The following is a 23,321-nucleotide window of genomic DNA, read 5'->3' as shown; positions in this document are numbered from 1 at the left end:
AGATCGCCAAAGTCGACGAGCCGGACAAGTTCACGGTGGTCTACCATCTGAAAAAGCCGTACTCTCCTTCCATCGTGAGCTTCTTCTCGAGTTGCTGCGCGAACGCGTGCATTTTACCCAAGCACTTGTTGGCGGAGTATCCGAATATCAACAACGTGCCGTACAACTCGCTGCCGGTCGGCATCGGGCCGTTCAAATTCGAGCGCTGGGACCGTTCGAAGGACGTCGTCCTAGTTGAAAATCCGTTATATTGGCGCGGGCGCCCAAAGCTGGACAAGATAATATACAAGATCATTCCGGATCACGATGCGCTTCTTTCGCAACTCGAAGCGCACGATGTCGACATGTGGTATCAGTTCAGCGGCGCATATCTCGCCCGCATCCAGGCGCAGACAGCGTATACGGTTTACCGGCAGCCGAGCTACGCCTATAACCACTTCGATTTCAACGTCACGCATCCGGCCGTTGCCGATCTGGTGGTAAGGCAGGCTCTCCGGCTCGCGCTCAACCGTCGAGAGATCGTCGACAAGGCCGAGCATGGCGTCGGCGTCGTTCAAGATTCGGCGACGCCTGTGACCGCTCCGTATTTTGTCGACTTGGGAACCACGCCATACGACCCGGCGAAGGCAAACACACTCCTCGACCGTGCCGGGTGGACGCGCGGCGCCGGCGGCATCCGCGCTAAGGATGGGATAAAGCTCAACCTCAACGTTGCAGTCCCAGGCGGAAGGCCCGATCTCGACCAACAAATCGAGCTCCTCCGCAACGATTGGAATCGAATCGGCGTCGGTATAAAGGTGCAGCATTACCCGCCTTCCCTGCTGTTCGCGGCGATGCAGCAAGGGGGCGTCATATACGGGAACAAGTGGGACGTCATCACGTTTGCATGGGCAGCCGATCCTATCGGCGATTACTCGCCGCTTTACGGCTGCGAATCGTTCCCGCCCGCGGGTCAAAACATTCTGCACTGGTGCAATCACACCGCTCAGGGTGCGATGGAGGCGCTCCTCGGACACTATGAGCCGTCGCAGCGCAACGCGGACCTCAAAGTCTTGATGCAGCAGTTCGTCTACGACGTTCCCTCGATCGTGTCGTACCTTCGCGTGGATATGTTCGCGTACAACAAAGACCTCAAGAACTACCATCCCAACAACCTAACGCCGTTCGACAACATGATGAACGTCGACATATAATAGCCGCGCGGAACCGCAAATGATAGCACGCGTCAGGCGCAGAATGGCTCACCGCCAATTGCGGATTCGATGCAGCTGAGGAGCGCGGCATGGCGGTTCACCGGGTTGAAACTTCGCCGCAGGTCTATGCAAGAATCGGCGGGCTTCTTTATCTCTTCATCATAGTCGCCGGCATCTTCGCTGAGATTTTTGTCAGAGACAAGCTCATCGTATCGGGAGATGCGTCAACAACCGCCGGCAATATCATGGCGTCTGAGTCGCTTTACCGATTCAGTATTGCCGTCGAGCAGATATGGCTTGTGTGTGCAGTCGCGGTAGCGGTGATCTTGTACCTATTGCTCAGGCCGGTGAGCAATTCGCTTTCGTTGTTCGCGGCGTTTCTCAATTTGGTGAGCATCGGAGTTGAGGCCGTGGCCAGCGTAGGTCTTTTTGCCGGTTTGTTTCCGCTTGGAAGCGCAAGTTATCTAAGGGCATTTGAACCAAATCAGCTGCAAGCTCTGGCGTATCTTTCGCTTAAGTCGTATGACTACAGTTTTGCCACGAGTCTCGTTTTTTTCGGTTGTTCACTCTTTGTTTACGGGTATCTGATCTTCAGATCGGGCTACTTCCCAAAGACCATCGGCGTTTTACTGATCGTTGCTTCTCTGAGTTATCTGATCAATAGCTTTTCGTTGTACCTTGCGCCCACGTTCGCGAATGCGATCTTTCCCATTCTCGTGCTCGCCTTCATCGGGGAGCTGTCGCTGTGCCTGTGGCTCATCGTGAAGGGCGTGAACCTCGAGCAATGGCAAGCGATGCACCGATAGTCGCGAAGCATTCCGATTCAGGGAGCGGGTTCGCTCGACCGGCCCGTTCTCGAAGACGGTGAGTCAAATGCCCATCGCTCTGTAGGGCTTTAGTCGGTACCCATTCACGGTTGCGGCGGGAGGCGGATATCTGCTGTCGAAAAGCCGGGCTCTGAGACACCAGCCTTAGGAGGCCTCGCATGTCTATTTTGAACGTGCGCCGTTTGCTAATCGTGGCGGCGCTGTTTGCCGTTGCCGGATGCAGCGGCAGCAACTTACCAAGCTCGTTGCCCGCGCACCAAGTTGCGCGGTCGCAGGCGCTGCATCCGGGAGCGCACACGCAAAGCTCGTTGTTCGTGCATACCGGTGTGCCGTTCTTGCCCCGCGTGGCGCGCCGCAGCCCGAGTCCGGCGCGACCCGACGCGCTATATCCGACAACTTCGCTGCTGCTCTTCGAGTCCGACTCGAACCTCCAGCAAGTCGCGATCTACAAGCACAAGAAAATTCCTTCGAACTCCGCGCCGATCGCGACGATCACCGACGGGATCGTTTGCCCGACCGGTATGGCCATGGACAAAGCCGGTAGGCTGTACGTCACCAACAATTGCGGCGAAAGCACGATCACGGAGTACCCGAAAGGTCACACGAATCACACAGTGACGATCACCGACGGCATCAGCAATCCGCTTGGAGCTGCGATCGACAAGAACGGCACGCTGTACGTGAGCAATTACCCGGCGTCCATCACCGAATATCCGTTCCACACCACCACGCCATCGCTGACGATCACTGGCGGCGGCTTGACGAATCCGTTCGGCCTCGCAATCGACAAGAACGGAAATCTGTTCGTCGCGGACTTTGGCGCGAGCCAGGTCTTCGAGATCGCCGCCGGCTCCTCGACTGTTGTAGCGCTCGATCTACAGGACCTCACCGAGCCGATCGGCGTCGCTTTTGACAAGGCCGGTAACCTCTGGGTAACGGACGGTGAAGGCGACAAAGTCAACGTCTACCCCCCGGGCTCGACAACACCCAGCCACACGATCACCGCGGGATATACCTTCCCGTACGCGATCAACATCGATTCGGCCGGTGGCGGCGCAATTTCGAATATCGATCCGCCAGTCGCCGTATATAACTATAAAACCGGACAATTCTCGTCGTACGCGACGCTGACCAACGACGTCTCGCTTCCGACGGGCCTCCTGCTCAGGACACCTTAGGCGTCTTGCGGCGTATCTGGTCCCTTTCTCCGCGCATTCCCGTGCGGCGAGAGGGACCGGTTCCCGCACCGGCGATCATTTTTGAATAGGTAAACTCGGTACAATACAAAGCCGGCGTCCGGTGAGATAATCTCAGGAGCTAAAGACTTCGGAGGATTTTCTCATGAACCGACGCGATGCTCTCCTTACCGCCGTAGCGCTGGCGGCTGCCGCGGCCTCGCCTTTTGCAGCGAGCGCACGGAGCGAATCTTCCGCACCCGCCCGGCCATTGACGCCCCCGAAGACCGGACCTATTCGCGTCGCCGTCGTCGTAGGCGAAGGATCGACCGTGATCGACTTCGCCGGACCATGGGAAGTCTTTCAAGACGTGCAGCAGGGCGATGGATTTGAGCTGTACATGGTTTCAGACACAATCAAGACTCTGAACGCGACGGGAAACATGCAAATCGTTCCACGTTACAACTACAAGAATGCGCCGCAACCTCACGTGGTATTCATGGGCGCCCAAGGCGAACATACGGCCGCGAAAATCGCCTGGATCCGCGAAGCCGGCGTAAAGGCGGACCTCGTCCTGTCGAACTGCACCGGCGCCTTCCTATTGGCGCAGACGGGGCTGCTCGACGGGTTAAGCGCGACGACCCATCATGATTTTTACGATATGTTTGAAAAACGGTTCCCAAAAGTGAAGCTGATCCGCGGGCCTCGCTACGTGGAGTACGACAAGATCGCGACGGGTGGGGGCCTTACGTCCGGAATCGAGCTCGCATTGCGGGTCGTCGAACGCTACTATGGCCGCAGTTCTGCGGACCAGACCGCGTATTACATGGAATACAATCGCTCACCTGAGCGCCCCTCGGCAAACTAGAGCCTAGACGACTTCGAAGGTTCCTGTTTGGACAAACACCGACTTCTCGTTCGAAGCGAACGCGACCAGCCGGCGCTTCCGGAAATCCAGAATTGTCGTCAGCGTGTACCCCGACGGGCCCAGATACGAGACGGCGTATACGTCGGCATTCAGCTTCGCGACGTCGTACTTTTGCACGCGGGTCGGTTTGCCTTTGCCGTCGCGATCGACCGACCTGAATTTGAGTGCGCCGCCTTTCAAAAAGGCGTGCTCGAACGTTTGCTTTGCCAACGGACCGTCTTTGAAAGTCCATTGAATGGTTTTGCCGCGAATGGGATCGGTTTTCATAAGGCTCTCCTAGCGCAGACGAAAGATGCCGCAAGATTGTCCTGACGATCCATCTAAAAGGGTGCGGCGATGGAGCAAGTCGAGACTTAAATTATCGGCGGCGGCCAAGCCGGCCTTTGCCATGAGCTATCATTTGCAACGGCTCGGCGTTTCAGTTTCCAAATTGGAGCATAGCGCTGCCAGGCCGCGCCTACTCGGGAGATAATCCGGCCGGGTCTCGCGGAGCAGATCGCGGGGACCGCCGGCAGACTGTGATTTTCGCAGTGGCTCTTTCACGCGAATTTCACGAGCTTGCGATAGTTTCACTTTGATATACCTTGCGCCGACGGATGACCAGTGATGAGAACATTCACAAATCTCGCCCTGCTTTCAGTTGCGTTTGCACTCGTGTTTATGTCGACGCGGGCGGACGCTGTGCCGCCGGGCGCAATCTTCAATCGCGGGGATGTCATCGTGAAGCCCATGTTCGGTGGCGAGATCTTGGGCTACGATATCGATCCGAACGGCTCGGAAGGCGTGTTTAGCGAATCGCTAGCCCTGCCCGGCGGGCAAAACCTCGCCGCAACGGAAACGTTCGATCAATCGACCGGCAAGATCATCAAGGTCGTGGCGATGACCCGGGGTCTGGACGATTTCGCGACTCAGGGCGTCTTCGGCCATCACGTAGGACTCGTCTTGCATCAACACGCAGGTCAGAACAAATTCCGTACGATGGACCCACTCAACTCGAACGGCTTCACGGGTGATTGGACGCCGCCGCTCAAGCCGAATTACGGGCTATGGACGATAAGTAGAAGCCAGGGAACGCGAAATGTCGCCGCTTACGAGGTCGACGGCAACCTAGATATCTACGTGTTCGGTTCGAATATTGAAGCCAACACATTCGGGCCGCCCATCCATTTCAAGAGAGACGAATTCATCGGAAACTTTCCGCTGCTCGCCTACGACAGCAAGACGAATCAAGCGATTCTCTCGGGCTCAATCGGCTGCCGGACCTGTGCGCCGGTCGTCGCGACGGTCGATCTCATGACGGGCAAGATGGCTAAGTTCACCGGTCTAGGCTTGGGCAGCGTCGACGGCATCGCAGTGGATCCCGCCACAAATACCCTGTGCACGACCACGTTGATCGACGGTGGCGTGGAGTTCTACGACTTGACCAAGCAGACCGGATTCGAAGTTGAAATTCCCAATGGTTCGGAACTCGACGCGGGACTCGATGTCGAGTTCGATCCCATCCACGACGTGTTTCTCGTCGAGCAGTACAGCTCGACCGGAAACCCTAGCAACCCTCAACCGCGTATCTATGTCTACGATGAGAAGGGGAATGTCCAGGAAACGATCGCAGTCCAACGGTTGCCGATCAGCCCGTCGCTCATCGCGTTGAATCCGCAAAAGCGGATCGGCTTCATCTCTGAAATCGTCGAACCGCAGCACATGTTTTTGGCGATACAATCGTTCAACTACTAAAACCGGCGCCGCTTTGCGATCTCCCGGTTGTGGGCGAGGATATCCAGTAGGACGCCGGGACGGACAGCATCGGGTTTCGAGAAGTCCAATGCTGCGCTTATCTTCGCGCCGTACGCCACCTTCGAATTCTTCGCTCCCGTGTCGACCTTGGGCGATATGGCGGTAAATGCTTGCGGGTTCGCCTTCGCCGTGAACGCGTGATCCATGGGTACTGCCATCGCGTCGTAGGTGGACAGCGGCTGCATCCCAAGGATGAGCTCGATGCTTCGAAGCACGCTCACCGTCGAGTATTGATCGTGGATGACTCCGCCTCGTGCGTATGGAGATGCGACGTACAGCGTCGTGCGCTGGTCGTCCACGTGATCCGCGCCGTCTTGCGCGTCGTCTTCGATGATGAAGATCGCTGATGAATTCCACACGCTTGAATGCGAGATCTTTTGCACGATCAAACCGAGCGCATAATCGTTCGTCGCCACATAAGCCACGGGCGTGGGCTTTCCCGCCCGGCTCCCGTACGTGTGATCGCCGGGCAGCCAAATGTACTCAAGCTGAGGCACTTGGCCGCGACGTGCGAACGCGTCAAACTCGCGGCTCCACTCCTTCTCGCGGTCCAAATCGCTATAGTCGAGGTCCCATGCGACATACTTTTGATCGTAGCGGCCACGAAGAGTCGGAGCAGGCGCCGACGCAGCCGCACCGGGTCCGGGTACGTTCGTCATCTCGCCGTAGTCGCGAAATGAGACGTGAGAACGTGCCGCAGCATCCCACATGTAACCGTGCTGCGGCACGCCGGCGCCTTCACCGCTGAGCACGTCGTCGTTGTCGCGCCGGCCGCCATACGTCGGCGGCCAAAATCGCTCGACGTAGTCGTTCGCAAACGCGGTATCGGACCAGTTATGCCCCGAATCGCTCACCTCGCCGCTTGTGTACGCGTTGTCGAACAGCCCGAATCGCATCGCCAGGGCGTGCTGATTCGGCGTCACCGCCGCACCGAACCATACAAGCGAAGGATCACCGTTGCCTTGGCGAATGTCGCCGAGCACTTGGTCGTACGAGCGGTTCTCTTTTAGAATGAAGAACACGTGTTTTATGGGACTATGCGGGCCCAACACAGCGGTTGCGTCCCTCGTATCCCAACCCACGGCGCCTTGCGGGCTCCCCTGGCTTGAGGGAATCCGATCGATTTCGTACGTCCTTATCGAACCGACCTGAATCGCCGCTATGTAGTCGCGATTGCTCTTGCCTTTTGCGTCGAAATGCGGATTCGGCCGTGACCGCTCGCCCTTTCCATTGATCAAGAACAACCGGCCGCCGACCGGCACGACGTCCGTCGGGTACCAGCCCGTCGCGATCCGAGATACGACGCGGTGATGTCGCAGCACGGCGATAGAATTCGCGGCACCAAGGCTGACGAAAACGTCATCACCGGAAGCCGCGATTGCGTTCGGTGACGCGCCGGCGAGCCGTTTGCCGGCCTTTTCGTCACTGACGAAAATGTCCGCGATCTGAGTGCCCGACCGAACATCATACACATCGACCGCATCGGCATCGCTTGCTGCGACGTAAAGCTCGTCCCCCGCGATCAACAAAGCCGTCGGATGTAATCCCGTTCGTATCGGGCGCACATGAAGCGATTTCGTATCCACCGCGCCCACGAAGCTGCCGGATCGGTCCGCCACGAAGAGCGTGCTGCCGTCGCTTGAGAAGATCAATGCGCCGGGGTGCAGGCCGATCCGTACGTCGCGGCCGTGTGCGAGATCGTTCAATGCACCGATTCTCACCAAGCCGTCGCCGTCATCGGCAACAGCGATCGTGCCATCACGAGCTCTCGCGATCTCGATCGGGTGCGACTTGGCGGGCATCGCGATCTTGTGGACCGACTGGGTTGAGACGTCGAGCTCAAATATCGCGTCGGCGTTGTCGCCGGCCACGAGCACATGCCCCGAGTCGATCCATAGCGGCCGGCCGAAGGCGCCGTTCAGCGCCACCGTCGCCACCTTATCGAGGTTCGCCGTTTTGTACAAACGCAACGTAGCGGGATTGAAGCCCGAATCGACGATCGCGAGAATCTTACCGTCGGGCGACGCGGCGCCGCCTTGCGGCATGGTATCGGTTTGCCTGACAAGCCCTTGCGGCGGTAGAATCGGCCAGCCGTTGGGCAGCACCGAATCGGCGCCGCGCGCCGTGGCGTTAGCCGCGACCGTCGAGGCGATCAACATACCCAGCGTAACCGCGATGATAGCGCCAAGTGCAGCGCGCAACGTCGAGACCTTCACGTTCGACGGCACAGTTCGTCTCATCTCACTTCTCCGGCCGGGAGCGCCTCGTCAAGTACATTTTCTTGTGCGGCGATCGCGCGCCACGCCAATCCTTGCTTTTGAAAGACACGAAGGGTGCTTCGCATTCGATATGGATGCGGCGGACCTTTTCTACGGCTCGCTGCTGGAGCTGCCGCCAAGCGCGCCAGCGACGAAGGCCGAACCCTTGCGATGGGTGAACGGCTCAACCGAAACCCAGGCGAACCACGCGCCTAACCAATCCGAAAAATGAGCGCCTCTTTCTCAAGAGCCGGCATTCGGATTTTTGGGCTCACCGGCTGGAAAGGATCGCCATGAACTACGGCCGCATCACAATTTCCGCGTTTGCCGCAACGGTCACGTACTATGTTTTTGGATCGGTGGGCAGCCTCCTATTCGCGAACTATTATAGTGCGTATGCCGCCATTTTTCGACCGCGCGATCTAATCATGAACTACATGTCGCTCGGCTTTGCCGGTACATTCATCGCGATGTTCGTTCTCGCGACGATCTATGCCGGCGGCTATAACGGCAAAGGGGGTGCCGCAGAGGGCTTGCGATTCGGCGCGTTGATCGGCCTGTTCGTGGTCTGCGCGAGCGTCGTTCACGACTACGTCATCCTCAACATCGGTCAAGATCTCGCGCTCATTCAGGCCCTTGGTGAGCTCGTCGGGTGGACCTTGTCCGGCGTCGCGATCGGCTTGGTTTACCGGCCCCAACCAACGAGCCCCCGCTGAAACGTTTGCAAACATTCGACATTTGACTTTTCGGGAGCAATATTGATGCGTTCATTTTCACGCTTCGTATTCGCAACTTTCATAGTTCAGGTCGCGATCGTCGTTGCGTGCATTCCGGCCCTCGCCGATTCAGCGCACGTCGCTTATGACATCAGCCTGACCAATCCAACGGATCACATCTTCCACGTGACGATGCGCGTGAGCGATTTGGCTCGCCCTTCTTCTACCGTTCGCATGCCGATCTGGATTCCCGGATATTACAGCGACGATCAATATGGCCGCAATGTGCTGACGTTTGATGCATCGGACGCGAACGGCCACGCTATCCAGTGGCGTCGCGACGGCCAATCCGCTTACCATCTCGATACCACGGGCGTGGGCGGCTTCACCGTTCACTACGATCTGTACGCGAATCGGCGGGCCGACATCGGCACGCAACTCTCCGCCGAACGAGCGCTCTTCAACGGCGCCGAGTCGTTGATGTATCTGCAGAACGACGACGGATATCCGGCGCCGGGCCCTGTGTCGCTCGCCGTTCACGGCCCCGCTGGTTGGCAACTCGAGAGCGGACTTCTCGCCATGAGAACCGGCCCCGATGAATACACGGCGCCTTCGTACGACGTGCTCGTCGACTGTCCGACGATCTTGAGCCCGCACTTGAACGTCGCGACCTTCACCGTCAACGACGTGCCGTACCACCTCGTCGTCGAAGGCGTGGGAAACTACGACGTCAACAAACTCGCACCGATCGCACGGCAGATCATCGGCAGCGAGGTCAAGATGATGGGCCACGCCGGCTACAAGGAATATTGGGCGATCTTCCTCGCCGGCGGCGGCGGCGGCATGGAGCACCTCAACTCGACCCTTTCGGGCATCAGCGCGTTTGGTTGGGAAAAACCGCACGATTCAACCAACGGCGCCTTTGGTGGATCGAACTGGAACTACTTCGCGCTCGTCCTCGCGCACGAACACTTTCATTCCTGGAACGTGAAGCGCATCCGGCCGGTGGTGCTCGGGCCTTTCCGCTACGATCAGGAAGTGCACACGCGGCGGCTGGATGTCGCCGAGGGCTTCACCGAATACTACACCTACGTCCACGGGTTGCGTTCCGGTTTTTCGGCCGCGCCGGCGACATGGGAACAGTTCGCCGATGACATCGATACCGAAGAGAATTCGCCGGGACGCCGCCTCTTCTCACTCGGCGATCTTTCATGGAACACGTGGTGGAGCAGCGACGATCCATATATTCCCGGCGGCGACTACTACGATGGCGCGGCGGTCATGGCGTTCATGCTCGATCTCAAGATCAGGCACGACACAAACAACGTCCACAGTCTCGACGACGTGCTTCGCTACCTTTTCGCCGACTGGGAAGCCAAGTCTCTCAACCAGTTCCAGTCGACCGGCGGCACCTACGCCGATGACGCGTTGCCCTCGATCATCGAAAAGGCGACCGGCGACTCGGACGCCGCTTCGTTTTTCCACACGTGGTGGGATACCACGACGCTGCCCGATTGGAACACCTATCTTCAATATGCAGGCCTGAAGCTCGTCAAAACGATGCCGAAATCCGGCACCGCGTCGCTTGACGCCGACTGGGCGGAGATCGGGGCGCCGGCGGGTGTCGGATATCGACCCCGTGCGGGTAAGCTTAACTATGGCTATCCCACGCTCAATCCGGATGTCGTCATGTTCACGCGCGTCTTGCCGGGCGGGGCCGCGGATAGATCCGGTCTCCAGCAATTTGATGTGCTGCAAAATCTTGGCGGCCTTGGTGTCACACAGGCAAGTCTGCCCAGCATCTTGGCGATGCATCGACCGGGCGATCGCTTGCCCGCGACCGTATTGCGCGATGGCCGGACCGTTTCGCTCACCGTCACGCTCGGGCAGGATCGCGAACCATCGTACGCGATTTCGCCGCGTAAAGACGCGACGGCCGCACAGACGCAGCTATTGAAGGAATACGAATCCGGCGAGCCGTTCGGCAAGTGATCGCTGCGGTCGTGGCCAGATAGGACGGGTGGAATCGTGCGAAAGCTGACCGTGTTCAATCACGTGACGCTCGACGGTTATTTCGTCGGCGCAAACGGCGACTTCAGCTGGGCGCATAGTGGGACCGACGATGTTGAGTATTCTGCGTTTGTCGAAGAAAACGCGAAGGGCGGAGGCCAACTATTGTTCGGCAGGATCACGTACGAACTCATGGCAAGCTATTGGCCGACGGCGATCGCGGGCCAACACGATCCGATCGTAGCAGAGCGAATGAACAACATGCCGAAAGTCGTGTTCTCCAGAACCCTTGATCAGGCATCGTGGAACAACACAAGACTGATCACGAGCGACATCGTCCCCGTAACTCGCAAACTGAAGGACGAGCCGGGACCCGGTATGGCGATCTTCGGAAGCGGCAGCGTCGTCTCGCATTTAGCGGCGGCAGGTCTTATCGACGAATACCAAATGGTGGTGGACCCCGTGGTCCTCGGCACGGGGCGGACAATGTTCGAGGGCGTGCAAGAGAGACTAATCCTTACACTCGTGGGGACAAGGACTTTCAAGAACGGAAAGGTCTTGCTATCCTACGAGCCGGCGAGATAGCGGAGGCTACGTTATGTCAGTGCGACCGATCAAACGGCTCATCAAGTCTAAACCGACGCTGGAAGGCGCCGGCGTGCACTTGCGGCGTGCGTTTGGATTTGATAACACGTCCGACTTCGACCCGTTTCTGCTGCTCGACGACTTCCGCAACGATGTGCCCGAGGACTACCTGCCCGGTTTTCCGTGGCACCCGCATCGCGGCATCGAAACAATCACCTACGTCCTTGCGGGAACCGTCCAACACGGCGACAGCATCGGGCACAGCGGCACGATCTCGTCGGGCGACGTGCAGTGGATGACCGCGGGCCGCGGCATCATCCATCAAGAGATGCCCAAGGGCGACGCGACCGGACGCATGCATGGATTCCAACTCTGGGCAAATCTTCCGGCATCACGCAAGATGACCGCACCCAGGTATCAGGAAGTCGTATCGCGCGACATCCCCGAGGTGCAAGACGACGACGGCACGCACGTCCGCATCGTGTGCGGAGAGTTTTGGGGAAAAACCGGCCCGGTGGCTGACGTCGCCATCGACCCCATCTACCTCGATGTCACCGTGCCTCCAGGCCGCAGAAAGACGCTGCCGGTTCAGACGACGCACCACGCGTTTGCATATGTCGTGGCCGGCGACGCGAAATTCTCCAATGCGTCCGACCCGCTTGAAGTACCGACCGAATCGGACGGCTGGCTCGATACCGCTCCGCCCGCACTAGCCGAGAACCGATCGTTGGTGCTCTTCGATCAGGGCGACGAGGTCATGGTGCAGGCCGGCCAGGACGGCGTCCGGTTTCTGCTCGTCTCGGGAAAGCCGCTTGGCGAGCCGGTGGCGTGGTATGGGCCGATCGTGATGAACACGCAAGAACAGCTTCGCGAAGCGTTCACAGAACTGCGAGAGGGCACGTTTCTGAAGGACCAGGGGCCGGCGCAGTCACGCTAGTCACGCCAACCCTTGGATGAACTCGGTGGAGTTGACGACCGCCGCCTGACGTGGAAAGACCTTTTCCAACAAACACGTGTGCATCTCGATGTCCGAGTCGGAGCAGCAATCGCGCAGGACGACGATGCGATAGTCCGCATCGGCCGCATAGCGCAGCGTCGACAAGACGACGCCGCTGGTGGAAATGCCGCAAAGCACGAGCGTTTCGATATCGTTGGCGCGCAGGATCATATCGAGATCCGTGCCGAGAAAAGCGCCGACCCGATGCTTCGTGATGATCACGTCATCAGCGGCCGGCGCTACGCGAGGATGAATGTCGGTGGAAAGTCCGCCCGATTTCTTGATCGCGCTGAAATTTTTATTGCGCGCGCTGATTTCAGGGGACCCCGGGCGAAATCCGACGACGACGTACATCACACGCATCTTGCTTCGACGCGCGGCAGCGATGGTCTCGGCCGTCGCTGCGAGTAATTCGTCCTGACCGGCCGGAAACCGCTCCACGATCGAAGTCTGGAAATCCATCACCAGCAGCGCGCTTCGCGCGACATCCAATTTTGGTTCAGTCATGATTGCTTTCAACTACTTCGAATCGTGACAATTGGAGGCTTGATGCGCGGGCGATAGTACGGCTTGAAAGCCGATGTAGAAAAGGTAGTTCGATCCGCGCTCCAGCGGACGGCCTCCCCAGATCATCAACGCCTGCGAGGGCCCGAGTTTATCGATCCAGGCGAGCCCGACGCGAGGCGCCGCCGAGATGGTGGGATCACGCTGATTTTCATGGTAGAGCTCGAGCCCGAAACTTGATCCCGATTGAAAATTGCGCATAGCCGAAACTCCGGTGAATTCAGCGCCGTGCGACACGCCGCCGCCGCCGAAGTAGGTCCAGTTCTTGATCGTCTTTTGAGCCCAAAAAGGCAAAAATGCTTCCTTTTTTCCGTCGTTCTTGATGACGATCGCAGGCAAGAGTCCCACCTGCGGCGTCTTGACCGTTTCTGGAACGAAACGAATCGCGCTCCCGACCTCGACTTCACCGGGTTGTCCGCCGATGGATGTTTCAACGTTTTGGGTGGGCCCATAGTCGACTTCCCACAGGTAGCCGCTTGAAGCCGGCTCGCCTTGCCGCGCCTGCGCGACGTCTATCTCGACGTGATGACACTCCACCGGCTCAGGGTCGTCGGTTTCAAATGGGGGTCCTGCGAGTGCCGGACTCTGCCTCGTGAACAATACGAGCGCCCCTATAAGTGCAGCGGCCAAGTTACTCCGCAAAGCGGTCCACTCGAATGTCAGGTACCTCCGATGCTCTCGTCCTAGTACTCAAAGCGCCGTTCGGGCACCTTTGCGCTTCGTCCGGAACACTCATCCGATGAGCGGCCTCGCATGTTTGCACTACGTCGCTGCCGAGTTTTAGAAACAGGAGTAGACGCATCTCGACAGAGGTCAGACTTTCCAATGAAGAGATCGCGGTTCGCCGAAGATGGCGAAATCGTGAACGATCCGCTCGGCACGACCTACTGCGGATGTCGTCGCGAACAACGGCACGCTGAAGACTCCGGATACCGATTTTCTCCCGACCGGCAAGAACGTCGATCCGGTCGTACTTCGACAGCACAACCCTAATGCGCCAGCTCGGGCTTGGTCGACGGATCCTCCGCCAGCCCCGGTGTCAACCTCGCTTGTCGGCGATCGCGCGCGCGACTTTGAGGACTATCGCACCGCCGGGCACGACGAGATTGAGCGTCTCCGCTCCGATGTCGAAAAGCGTCTCGGGTTGGAGCAGCTTGCCGACGGCCGAAAGCGAATTTGACGATTCGGACCGGATCTCGCCGGTAACGCCGTCGATCGCGATTTCGGCGGTCTTGTTCTTCGCGGCCCAGACATACTTGTAACCGTACGCCGGCCGCAGACAAAGATCGATGCATTCGACCTCAATGGTTTCGTCCTGGACATTGTCGGCCTCGGTCGGCCGAAAGTCGTCTCCGAGCAGCGTCCGGATGGCGCCGGATGCTCGCACCGTCGGCTCGACTATTCGAGACCCGTCCGATGCGAGCGCGCCGAGCTCGATGTCGACCCCATTGGCCTTGGCATACGATTGCGAATCGACGGCTTTGTTGGTGACCGCGTCGAGCCACAGCTCTTTTCGTTCGTCGCGCTCGCAATGCTCCACGGCGCGAATATCGACCGCATTTTGTTTCGTGGAATCTATCGAATAGGCATCGACGCCGATCGTGATCGATTTGACGTATTGCCCTTTTGGCGAGATCCGATATGTCTCGCGCCGGTCGTAGACGAAATGAAGATGCGCCCTCGCATGCCAGAGCGGCTCGTATCTCATGCCCGATTCCTCCAGCACGACCTCATCGTCTTTCGGTCGGCTGAACAGGCGGGAGAGCGTGCCGAATGCGGCTGCCTTGTGCGCCATCGCGCGGCCGCGCGCCTCAGCGGCCGAAAATGCGGGCTCGAAACGCAGCACCCTTTGCTCCGCGATCGTGATCTGCATGATCTGATGCACCTCGATGGACAATCACGGATTCGGGCGGCGATGCACCGAAATGAGGGCCGATGGTTTGAGACCCCCACAGTCAATGAGTTCGAAGCCTCACGCGACAAGCCTTTGGAGTAACGCTGCATGAGTGACCTGAACCCACAAGCCAAGCAGATGGCCGACGAATCGATGGTGCGCAATCTGGACGCGCAGGCGAAAGCCATTTGGCCGCAGGAAGCGCCTCTATTTAGCCGTTACGCACTGCCTGATGACGCCAGCATACTTGACGCGGGTTGCGGCACCGGAGAAATCACATCCCGCCTAGCGCAGCTCTTTCCGGGCGCGCGCGTGCTTGGTGTCGATATCATCGACGCCCATCTGGATCTCGCTCGGTCGCGATACGCGGCGCTCGGCGCGCGTGTGGGATTCGAACATCAAAGTGTGTACGCGCTCGATGTCAAAGATGCCAGCTTTGATCTCACCACTTGCCGCCACGTGCTTCATGCGATTCCTCATCCTGATCGCGTTCTCGCGGAACTCGCGCGCGTGACGCGCCCAGGTGGCTATATCCATCTCATTCCCGAGGACTATGGGATGTTGCACTTTCAGCGAAGCGCACCCGACCCCAGAGAATTCTGGCACGAAGCTCCGGCTGCATTCGGGGCCGCCACCGAAACAGATCTCTTCATCGGGCGGAACATCTTCGGAATTCTCACGCGGATGAACCTTGAGGAGATCACGGTAGACTACGTCATCGTCGATACGCTGCGATCGCGCGACCTCTTCGCGAATATCCTCGAAGCTTGGCGCGACGGCTATGTCGACTCGATCGGCGAGTTGACCCGGTTTTCGCGCGAGTCGGCGATCGAGTATTTCGATAAGATGATCTCGAACGTGCGAGATCCTCATGCGTACGCCGTGTGGATGGTCCCTGTCGTCAGCGCCCGCATGCCGGCACGCCGATGAATCCGCTCATGTGATCCCTCGCCGGATAGTGAAGTAGCGCGGCCGAGTAACGCTTTTAAAATTGCTGCTACCCCGCTTGATCGCGCGATTGGCGATCTACTGCCACTTTAATGCCCTATAGGGGCGACTCCACCGGAAACGTCAATCCGACTTGCGAAAGCAATGCCGACGGTATGATATGCATGCAACGCAATTCGGGAGGGAACTATGAGCTCCACCAAAACCGCGCGCAGGACATGGTTTGTGTCGTCCTTGTTTTCGGCGGCAGCCATCTTCGGCGCGGTCATCGTCTCAGCCGCGGGCGCCTCTGCAGACAGTAGTTCTGGGGCGGTCGATTCTGTAACCGCGTTCGCCGACCTGAACGCGGCCGTCAGTGCTATGAAGACGAGTTATGCGCGTGCCCACTCAAGCGATCCGTCGCCGGCCAGCATCGCGAACGCCGTCACGGATCTTACTTCGAAATGGGTAAGCTCGGGTCGACGTTGTCCGGACGATTATTCGCAAACGCTAGACAATGACGCCCAACAGATCATGGCTGCGATCACCCAGACGGACCCGGCGGAGGCAGCGAAGATCTTGTCGGCCGTGAATGACGATCTCTCGTCGAAGGATGCGCACGCGAAAGCGGTCGGCAGCCTTACCGATCCCGTGGCGGATGTGGCCCTCACAGTCAAGACCGGGCAGGTGGACATCCCTTAGCGACAAGCGACCCTCATCGGATCCCACGCCAACAACAAGAGGCGCCGGCACCGGTTAATCCGGCCGCCGGCGCTCTTTTGCGTGCGGAGGGGGCTTACGAGCGCTTGGGTTGAATGGCGCCGCCGTGTTGTGGATTTATTCCATGCCGACCTGGCTGTTTTCCGTACTTCTCATCGGCGGGATGTCCGGCATCGCTGCGCTTGGTCATTGGGCCGTACGACGCATCGTGCCGGCGCGAGACATAATAAAGAACAACGATGTCGCCGGATTCATCCTCGGTATCATCGGAACGGCCTATGCGGTGCTGCTTTCGTTCGTGGTCGTCGGCGTCTGGCAGCAGTATGAAATGTCAGACAACGTCACGTCGTCCGAAGCGGCGGCCGCCTCCGATCTGCATCGCCTTGCGGACACGCTGCCGGCGCCGATCGGACCCAAGCTCAAGAGCGAACTCGATCGCTACATCAACGTGATGATCTACGACGAATGGCCGGCGATGCAGCACGGGGCTTGGAGTCCGGAGGCGCAACAGATCTCGCACGACGTGTTGCACCAAGTGGCGACGTTCGCACCGCGAAACGCGGCTCAGCAGGCCGTACAGGCGAAGGCGCTCGACCGGGCCGACGCGCTCCTGGACGCGCGCCGGCAACGGCTTCACGATAACGAGACGGGGATTCCGGGTATCCTATGGTGCACGTTATTCGCCTTCGCGGCGATAACGATCGGCTTCACGTATCTTTTCGGGCTTGAGAACATCAAGATCCAAATCTTGATGACCGTGGCGCTCACGGCCGCGATCGCCCTGATTCTTGTGCTCGTCGCCGAACTCGACTATCCGTTTCGTGGCGATTCGGGGATCACCCCACACAGTTGGTATCAGATCCAGCGACAGCTGCACAGCGATCGCTGAGTCCGATTTCAATCAGGCCGCAGGCGCGCTCGCCGTCAATTCTCCCGTCGTGAGACGGAACACGCGTGAGAGCCCGGTCAATTCCATCACGCGGCGGATGTGCGGTTGCGTCGCCTGCACCCGCACATTTCCGCCGTGGTCGCGCGCGCGGCGTAATGTGGCGATAAGCGCCGCCAAACCGCTCGAGTCGAGGGCGCCGACGCGATCGAGGTCGATCATCAGGTTTATGTTGCCCGACTCGACTTCGCGCGCGAGCCGGCGACGCGCGTACTTGCCGCCCGCGTCGTCCAGATCGCCGACCAGTGCCACCCGGGCATCGGTCGCATTTCCTAGTTGTGTTACTTCGATGTTCATCATTGCATTCAATCCTTGTGGTTGGTGTTCAATCTCTAAGACGCTTGATCTCGACGTGGACGGACAGTTTTCTCCGAGCCTAGCTAGTTGCATGTACCGGTCGAACCGCCGAATCGTTTCCGTGCCGGTAGACCCGCGGGCATGTGGGCCTCCGAGAAATATGGGCAACGTGCGGGACATCGCTCGTGATGTGCCTCGCTCATGACTTATTATAACTCCTGTACTTGTTAAAAGCAAGTCATATTCGTAAACACAATTACAACTTCGAGCAATGCTAGAACGGCGCTATGGCGCGATCGGCCAAACAATCGTTCGCAACGCACTCACAGTAAGCGGTCTTACAATGGCGTGGTATCTAGGCCGGTGCAAATGAAAGGAGCTCGCAGAAAATGCGTGTCCGTCGCCCACTTCATCCGTCGCCGTTGACGATCGTCTTATCCTCCGCAATCATTTCTCTCGTTCTCTCGGCTGCCGTCGTCGCTGCTCCGACAACGTCGCAATCGCTCCGCGTCCTTCCGCCAAACGGTTCGAGCCAGGCGTTCGCGGTCTCGATGCACTTCGACGTGCCTGCGGGCGCGCACAATCATGGCCCGGGTTCCGGCCACGGCCCTCAGGACGAAAGCGGGAACATGGTGGTCAAACGAACCGACCTCGCCGATGCGGCGATAACTCTGACCGGCGTGGCCGACTCGAGCAGCGCATCGCACAGCGTCTCCGGCCAGACCGTAGATGCGGGCTCTCCGCCAGATCCATATATCGTGGCATTCGATAACGCCGCATCGATCGCGGCCGGCGAATCTGCCAGCGTCAAAGCAGGCGATTCGTGGCAGACGAGCATCCAAACGGTCGATGCTTCGGGTACGGTCAACTCCATCAATGTCAAGACCGTTGTGTCAACCGCATCGGGTGACTCCATTCAACTCCACGCGACAGGCAACGGGACCGAGACCTTTTCCACTCCCCGAGGCGACCGCACGGCGGACGTCACCGTCGACATCACCGAATCGCTCGTCGGCAATCGGCTGATTGAGTTCGATCAGAAATTCTCGCGGACGATGCAAGGCCACATGGGCTCGTTCAAGACGACCGCGACGACAACGCTCAAGTCTTCGTAAGCCAGCGGCGCGCGCCGTTGGGCACGCGACGGGAATGCGCGCTTGGACCAGGAATCCCGCTCGACGATCGCGCCGGGCTTGCCCGGTCGCTCCTTAGGAGGGTTAGCATCGTGTACTAGGGTGAGCACCGCTCACCCAATTGGGCAAGCGATGCTTGCCCTAGTACGGCTCACCCTAGTACGGCTCACCCGAATACGGCTTTGCCCTCCTACACTTGCTTCTAGATCCTCACGATCATCGCCGTGATATTCTTGCTGTTTGACGGCACGATCAAAGTGCTTCTCGTACCGGCGGTTCTAGCGGCGATGGCGCCGCTTGGATATCCCGTCAACCTCGATCGAGACCGGCTACCTCGGCGGCGCTATCGCTTCTAACTTGCGCATCAGTCATCCACCGTTTGAGGTTCTCTTCCCGGGCATCTTCGCAGTGATCATTTGGGCTGGGATCTATCTTCGCGATGGCCGGCTTGAAATACTCATCCCACTTCGAAAGTGACGTCGCCCTCTCACATGTGCCCAAGATATGCCGCATCGGTGACAGTGCGCAGGACGAGCCCGTAGGCCGCCAAACGGACCGAGCATACGCGTCATGCTCTATCATCCGGAGGAAATCGAAATGCGGCTCGCGGCGGGCACGAAAATCGACGGCGATCTCGGCGATCGGCCGCTGCGCGCGATGGCAGCGTCGCCTGCCGAAGCACGCAGAGTCGCGAACGTCACGCTCTATCCGCAACTCGCCGCGCTGACTGTCGACGATGTGCTGATTTCTATTGGTTCAAAAGAATTTGCGCTTGCGCGGGCGCTCTTTGAAAAACCCGGTGCGGTCGTCACGCACAAGCGCTGCTTCGCGGCGCTTGGCGGCGCTCCCGATTCGAAATCGGCCAGCCTGCTCAGCGTTCACATATATAACATGCGGCGCAAATTACGCGCAGCCGGCGCCAAGGCAGAACTTGCGGTGGTGTACGGACGCGGTTACCTCGTGCGCGAACTCTGTCCGCAAGGATAACGCGAGACAGCCGCGCCCGCGAATTCCAAGCTGAATCCGGCGCACACCGCGTTTTACTAAAACTTCCATGGCACTCGCGTCCAACTGTCATCGACGGCTCTATTTGAGTCTTGCCGCCGTCCTGCCATTAGTATGTCGCCGCTATGCCGCGGACGGGGATAACCGATGCTCGTACATTTAAGAAAAGGCCATCGAAGATTTTCTTCGATGTCTGGAGGTCTATCATATGTTACCAAAGCTAAGATTCTTAGCGGTAGCGATACTCGCGGCGATCGCCGTCGCCGGTCAGGGAACGTTGGTTCTGGCCGGCACGACCGGAGCGCTCAACGGTAGTGTGACGTTGCAGGACGGCACACCGTTAGCAGGCGTGAAGATCACGGCAGCGTCACCATCCGAGTCTGTTTCGACCATAACCGGCAGTTCAGGACATTTCTCATTCGTCTCGCTCACGCCGGACACGTATGAAGTCACGGGAAGCAAGGACGGATACGACACGACAGCGCAACCCGGCATCTCGGTTTTCGCAGACAATACTCAGGTCGTGAAACTGACGATGCAAGCGTCCGCCAAAGTCCTCGGACATGTCACGACCACTGCAGCTAGTGCGCTTGTGAAGGCCGGAACGACGTCCGACGTCTACTCGGTCAGTGCGGCCACGCAAGCCAAAGTCGCATCGCTCGGCGGCGGCGGCAGTCTCGATGCCGCATACGGCGCCATCGCATCAACGCCCGGCGTCGTGGTTCCAGCCGGACAGAGCGGTTGGTTCCAAACCATCCACATCCGCGGCGGCGACTTCGACCAAGTCGGCTACGAGTTCGACGGTGTACCCGTCCTGCGCTCGTACGATAACTATCCCACGTCGACCGCCTCCGCGCTCGGCCAACAGGAGCTGCAAGTCTACACGGGCGCAGCGCCTGCCAGCTCCGAGTCGCAAGGCTTGGCCGGCTACATCAACCAGGTCATCCGCAATGGCACGTATCCGGGCTATGGCGAATTGAGCCTCGGCATGGGCGGGCCCGCGCTCTACAACAAAGCCAGCCTTGAGATCGGCGGCGCCACACCGGATCGCAACTTCACGTACTTCGTGGGCGTCGGCGGCTATCACCAGTCGTTCCGTTACTTCGATGAGAACAACGGGGCCAGCCTACAGAACTTGTGGGGAACGCCGTCAAACCGCTTGCCGTGTCCGCACAATAGCACCGACTTGAACTTCGAGTCATGCTATTCGACGCACATCGGTCCTGGCGGCATCGCGCTTGCCTCGCCGGTGGACAGCTTGAACGTCTCGGACGTCTGGGACTACGAAAACGTCGTCAACCTGCACTTCGGCGTGCCGCATAGGAACGACGCGGGCAAGGACGACATCCAACTGCTGTACGACAACTCGTATCTGCACAACACGTACTATGGTTCGGCTTCCGACTGGGGCGTCACCGTTCCCGGTCTGCAGCAGACCCTCAACAACGGAGCGCCCGTGTTCGGCTACGCGAGTGGCCCTGGCCTCGGCTACCAGTACATGGGCCGAGTCGGCGGCGTGCTCGGCTCGGGCGTGACGGCCGATCAGCTGCAAGGCATGGTCAACCCTGTGAACTTCGCGTACAATCCGAACAGCACGCATCGGTCGCCGTATTCGGCCCTTTTGGGAACCTTCGCGAACATCGATCCCAACCAGCGCGACGGCACGGCCAACCCCAATTCGATCATCAAGCTGCAGTACCAGAAGAACATCGGCACTTCTTCGTACTTCAGAATCTACGCCTACAACAACTACTCGTTGTGGCCGCAGACGTGTCCGAACACGGGCTGGACCACCTTCGTCGGCTACTGCCCGCTCAACTACTACGTGCAGACGATGACCAACGGCGTCAGCGCGTCGTACGCGAACCAGATCAACGACAAGAACCTCATAAACCTCGAAGTCGGTGACACGTTTGCCAACGACTACCGCGCTAACGACGACACGATGATCAACGAGTTGGTCGGCATCAATCGCAACACGGGGGCCGACTCGTTCCTGTACGCGGTCAACAAGAACGCGCCGCGTTCGGGCATTTGCTACACGCCGGCGGGCGAGGCCGTGAGTTGCTATAGCGGCAACGCAGCCACCGTCGGTCTGTCCGATGCGGCGAACGGCGCGGCGAATCTGACGTTGCCCGATTCGTGCGGCAGCGGTCCATGCGAATGGTTCGCAGCGGAAAACGGCCGGTACGGCGGCGGCAATCAAGCCAAGCCGACGTTTTTGTCCGCCTCACTGACAGACCAGTGGAAACCCACATCGCAGCTGCTGTTCAACATCGGCGTACGTATGGACAGCTTCCGCTACAAACTGTCGGATACCGGCGGACCGGCGCGCGACTTCTGGTTCAATGCGTTCAACAGCTCGTATTGCGTCGTCCCCGGCGCCGGTCAGGTGCCGTTCTACAATACCGCCAATGACGGCGGCGTGAGTCAGCCCTGTCCGATGGTGAACGGCGTCCAATCGGTGGCGTCGATCATCAAGAATCTGCCGAACGACACCACATCGTACAACGAGTTCGAGCCGCGCATCGGGGGCACGTACACGCTCAATCCGAACAACGTGCTGCGCTTCAGCTACGGCAAGTACACCCAGGCGCCGAACACCGCGTTCGAACAGTACAACCTGCTGCAACAGGACCTAGCTTCCTACGACGCGGTCAATTTCTGGCCGATCGGTTTCACGACGACGACACACGCGGTGCGGCCACCGACATCGAACAACTACGACTTCTCGTGGGAGCACCAGTCCGGCGACATGAGCTTCAAGATGACGCCGTTCTTACGCCAGACGAAAGATCAGATCCAGAACTTCTTCCTCAACCAGAAGACGGGCTTCATCTCCGGACTCAACGTCGGCCGCCAGACGTCCGACGGCGTCGAGTTCGAACTGACGAAGGGCGACTTCAACCACAACGGGTTGTCCGGACTGTTCTCGCTGACGTTCACACGCAGCTTGATCAAATACAGTCCGACGCAGAATGGCGGCAGCGTGCTCAGTACGGTGAATGTCGCCATCCAGCAATACAACTCGTTCACAAAGGCATGCGCCGGCGCAGCGCCCTCGACTAATCCAAATGCGCCATGCGGCAGCTTCGGCGGCGTCAATTCCGTGGCGACGGAATTGAACGGGGTCGCCAACCCATACTACAACGCACCTGCCCGGCCGCTGTTCGACCTGGGCGGAGCGTACTTGCCGTTCACTCAGATACCCGGCGCCGTCGAAGCGGCAGTAGGCTCGTACGAAACCCCATTGAGTGCTACGGTCGTGCTGAACCTCAAGCACGACAAATGGGCCATCTCGCCGCAGTTCCAGTTCTTCGAGGGCGGCTACTACGGTGATCCGTTGACAGGG

At 59.0% G+C, this 23,321-nt stretch carries 22 protein-coding genes; 16 read left to right on the top strand and 6 right to left on the bottom strand.

Annotated elements, in window-relative coordinates; translation table 11 throughout:
• From VII69_03340 to VII69_03325, 4 genes are all read left to right on the top strand, one after another.
• Positions 1-1,193, top strand: a 1,193-nt coding sequence (locus tag VII69_03340; protein HEY5094132.1) for an ABC transporter substrate-binding protein, incomplete at its 5' end; no start/stop codon positions are given.
• Positions 1,194-1,282: 89 nt separating this feature from the next.
• Positions 1,283-1,999, top strand: a complete 717-nt coding sequence (locus VII69_03335; protein HEY5094131.1) for a DUF4386 domain-containing protein — start codon at positions 1,283-1,285, stop codon at positions 1,997-1,999.
• A 179-nt stretch (positions 2,000-2,178) separates the two neighbouring features.
• On the top strand, positions 2,179-3,198 hold the full coding sequence (locus VII69_03330) for a hypothetical protein (protein ID HEY5094130.1): 1,020 nt from the start codon (positions 2,179-2,181) through the stop codon (positions 3,196-3,198).
• Between the two features lie 163 nt (positions 3,199-3,361).
• The gene (locus VII69_03325; protein ID HEY5094129.1) at positions 3,362-4,063 is read left to right on the top strand and encodes a DJ-1/PfpI family protein; all 702 of its coding nucleotides are present in this window, start codon (positions 3,362-3,364) and stop codon (positions 4,061-4,063) included.
• Positions 4,064-4,066: 3 nt separating this feature from the next.
• On the opposite strand, the gene VII69_03320 is transcribed toward VII69_03325, so the two are convergent.
• Positions 4,067-4,390, bottom strand: a complete 324-nt coding sequence (locus VII69_03320) for a MoaF N-terminal domain-containing protein (GenBank protein HEY5094128.1) — start codon at positions 4,388-4,390, stop codon at positions 4,067-4,069.
• A gap of 339 nt (positions 4,391-4,729) precedes the next feature.
• Here VII69_03320 and VII69_03315 point away from each other — a divergent pair, with 339 nt between their 5' ends.
• Positions 4,730-5,857, top strand: a complete 1,128-nt coding sequence (locus tag VII69_03315) for a hypothetical protein (GenBank protein HEY5094127.1) — start codon at positions 4,730-4,732, stop codon at positions 5,855-5,857.
• On the opposite strand, the gene VII69_03310 is transcribed toward VII69_03315, so the two are convergent.
• Positions 5,854-8,157: an alkaline phosphatase family protein gene (locus VII69_03310; GenBank protein ID HEY5094126.1), complete on the bottom strand. Its 2,304-nt coding sequence runs from the start codon at positions 8,155-8,157 to the stop codon at positions 5,854-5,856. The two genes, VII69_03315 and VII69_03310, sit on opposite strands and share 4 nt — an antisense overlap.
• A 311-nt stretch (positions 8,158-8,468) precedes the next feature.
• Here VII69_03310 and VII69_03305 point away from each other — a divergent pair, with 311 nt between their 5' ends.
• From VII69_03305 to VII69_03290, 4 genes are read left to right on the top strand one after another with little or no spacing between them, the layout of a single operon-like run.
• Positions 8,469-8,891, top strand: coding sequence for a hypothetical protein (locus tag VII69_03305; GenBank protein ID HEY5094125.1), 423 nt, complete (start codon positions 8,469-8,471; stop codon positions 8,889-8,891).
• Between the two features lie 45 nt (positions 8,892-8,936).
• Positions 8,937-10,883: a hypothetical protein gene (locus VII69_03300; protein HEY5094124.1), complete on the top strand. Its 1,947-nt coding sequence runs from the start codon at positions 8,937-8,939 to the stop codon at positions 10,881-10,883.
• A gap of 36 nt (positions 10,884-10,919) precedes the next feature.
• The gene (locus tag VII69_03295) at positions 10,920-11,486 is read left to right on the top strand and encodes a dihydrofolate reductase family protein (protein HEY5094123.1); all 567 of its coding nucleotides are present in this window, start codon (positions 10,920-10,922) and stop codon (positions 11,484-11,486) included.
• Between the two features lie 13 nt (positions 11,487-11,499).
• A complete protein-coding gene (locus VII69_03290) occupies positions 11,500-12,423 on the top strand; it encodes a pirin family protein (GenBank protein ID HEY5094122.1) in 924 nt (307 codons plus the stop codon).
• On the opposite strand, the gene VII69_03285 is transcribed toward VII69_03290, so the two are convergent.
• The 3 genes from VII69_03285 to VII69_03275 form a co-directional block, all read right to left on the bottom strand.
• Positions 12,424-12,990 (bottom strand): isochorismatase family cysteine hydrolase, encoded by a 567-nt coding sequence (locus tag VII69_03285; protein ID HEY5094121.1) that lies wholly within the window; start codon positions 12,988-12,990, stop codon positions 12,424-12,426.
• Positions 12,991-13,002: 12 nt separating this feature from the next.
• Positions 13,003-13,677 (bottom strand): hypothetical protein, encoded by a 675-nt coding sequence (locus tag VII69_03280; GenBank protein ID HEY5094120.1) that lies wholly within the window; start codon positions 13,675-13,677, stop codon positions 13,003-13,005.
• A 409-nt stretch (positions 13,678-14,086) separates the two neighbouring features.
• Entirely contained in the window at positions 14,087-14,920 is an 834-nt protein-coding gene (locus VII69_03275) for a hypothetical protein (GenBank protein ID HEY5094119.1), read from the bottom strand.
• A gap of 129 nt (positions 14,921-15,049) precedes the next feature.
• Here VII69_03275 and VII69_03270 point away from each other — a divergent pair, with 129 nt between their 5' ends.
• The 3 genes from VII69_03270 (at position 15,050) to VII69_03260 (ending at position 17,477) form a co-directional block, all read left to right on the top strand.
• Positions 15,050-15,871, top strand: a complete 822-nt coding sequence (locus VII69_03270; GenBank protein ID HEY5094118.1) for a class I SAM-dependent methyltransferase — start codon at positions 15,050-15,052, stop codon at positions 15,869-15,871.
• Positions 15,872-16,078: 207 nt separating this feature from the next.
• Positions 16,079-16,570: a hypothetical protein gene (locus VII69_03265; protein HEY5094117.1), complete on the top strand. Its 492-nt coding sequence runs from the start codon at positions 16,079-16,081 to the stop codon at positions 16,568-16,570.
• A gap of 109 nt (positions 16,571-16,679) precedes the next feature.
• On the top strand, positions 16,680-17,477 hold the full coding sequence (locus VII69_03260; protein HEY5094116.1) for a DUF4239 domain-containing protein: 798 nt from the start codon (positions 16,680-16,682) through the stop codon (positions 17,475-17,477).
• A gap of 12 nt (positions 17,478-17,489) precedes the next feature.
• Here the strand turns inward: VII69_03260 and VII69_03255 are convergent, their stop codons facing one another.
• Positions 17,490-17,834, bottom strand: a complete 345-nt coding sequence (locus VII69_03255; protein ID HEY5094115.1) for an STAS domain-containing protein — start codon at positions 17,832-17,834, stop codon at positions 17,490-17,492.
• Between the two features lie 386 nt (positions 17,835-18,220).
• Here VII69_03255 and VII69_03250 point away from each other — a divergent pair, with 386 nt between their 5' ends.
• The 4 genes from VII69_03250 to VII69_03235 all read left to right on the top strand — a co-directional run.
• The gene (locus VII69_03250; protein ID HEY5094114.1) at positions 18,221-18,946 is read left to right on the top strand and encodes a hypothetical protein; all 726 of its coding nucleotides are present in this window, start codon (positions 18,221-18,223) and stop codon (positions 18,944-18,946) included.
• A gap of 315 nt (positions 18,947-19,261) precedes the next feature.
• Complete coding sequence (locus VII69_03245; protein ID HEY5094113.1) at positions 19,262-19,441, top strand: hypothetical protein; 180 nt, start codon at positions 19,262-19,264, stop codon at positions 19,439-19,441.
• A 93-nt stretch (positions 19,442-19,534) separates the two neighbouring features.
• Positions 19,535-19,951 (top strand): helix-turn-helix domain-containing protein, encoded by a 417-nt coding sequence (locus VII69_03240; GenBank protein HEY5094112.1) that lies wholly within the window; start codon positions 19,535-19,537, stop codon positions 19,949-19,951.
• A 226-nt stretch (positions 19,952-20,177) separates the two neighbouring features.
• Positions 20,178-23,321 (top strand): TonB-dependent receptor (locus VII69_03235; protein ID HEY5094111.1); only part of this gene is annotated, 3,144 nt, incomplete at its 3' end.

This window comes from Candidatus Eremiobacteraceae bacterium (assembly GCA_036511855.1).
Taxonomy (GTDB): domain Bacteria; phylum Vulcanimicrobiota; class Vulcanimicrobiia; order Eremiobacterales; family Eremiobacteraceae; genus JABCYQ01.
The sequence above is the reverse complement of the archived record's forward strand: the minus strand, read 5'-3'. Positions and strand labels throughout refer to the sequence as shown.

Bases quoted from the DNA above. Each gene is read 5' to 3' on its own strand.
- VII69_03335 (HEY5094131.1), top strand. From the start codon at position 1,283: ATGGCGGTTCACCGGGTTGAAACTTCGCCGCAGGTCTATGCAAGAATC.
- VII69_03330 (HEY5094130.1), top strand. From the start codon at position 2,179: ATGTCTATTTTGAACGTGCGCCGTTTGCTAATCGTGGCGGCGCTGTTT.
- VII69_03325 (HEY5094129.1), top strand. From the start codon at position 3,362: ATGAACCGACGCGATGCTCTCCTTACCGCCGTAGCGCTGGCGGCTGCC.
- VII69_03320 (HEY5094128.1), bottom strand. From the start codon at position 4,390: ATGAAAACCGATCCCATTCGCGGCAAAACCATTCAATGGACTTTCAAA.
- VII69_03315 (HEY5094127.1), top strand. From the start codon at position 4,730: ATGAGAACATTCACAAATCTCGCCCTGCTTTCAGTTGCGTTTGCACTC.
- VII69_03310 (HEY5094126.1), bottom strand. From the start codon at position 8,157: ATGAGACGAACTGTGCCGTCGAACGTGAAGGTCTCGACGTTGCGCGCT.
- VII69_03305 (HEY5094125.1), top strand. From the start codon at position 8,469: ATGAACTACGGCCGCATCACAATTTCCGCGTTTGCCGCAACGGTCACG.
- VII69_03300 (HEY5094124.1), top strand. From the start codon at position 8,937: ATGCGTTCATTTTCACGCTTCGTATTCGCAACTTTCATAGTTCAGGTC.
- VII69_03290 (HEY5094122.1), top strand. From the start codon at position 11,500: ATGTCAGTGCGACCGATCAAACGGCTCATCAAGTCTAAACCGACGCTG.
- VII69_03285 (HEY5094121.1), bottom strand. From the start codon at position 12,990: ATGACTGAACCAAAATTGGATGTCGCGCGAAGCGCGCTGCTGGTGATG.
- VII69_03275 (HEY5094119.1), bottom strand. From the start codon at position 14,920: ATGCAGATCACGATCGCGGAGCAAAGGGTGCTGCGTTTCGAGCCCGCA.
- VII69_03270 (HEY5094118.1), top strand. From the start codon at position 15,050: ATGAGTGACCTGAACCCACAAGCCAAGCAGATGGCCGACGAATCGATG.
- VII69_03265 (HEY5094117.1), top strand. From the start codon at position 16,079: ATGAGCTCCACCAAAACCGCGCGCAGGACATGGTTTGTGTCGTCCTTG.
- VII69_03255 (HEY5094115.1), bottom strand. From the start codon at position 17,834: ATGATGAACATCGAAGTAACACAACTAGGAAATGCGACCGATGCCCGG.
- VII69_03250 (HEY5094114.1), top strand. From the start codon at position 18,221: ATGCGTGTCCGTCGCCCACTTCATCCGTCGCCGTTGACGATCGTCTTA.
- VII69_03240 (HEY5094112.1), top strand. From the start codon at position 19,535: ATGCTCTATCATCCGGAGGAAATCGAAATGCGGCTCGCGGCGGGCACG.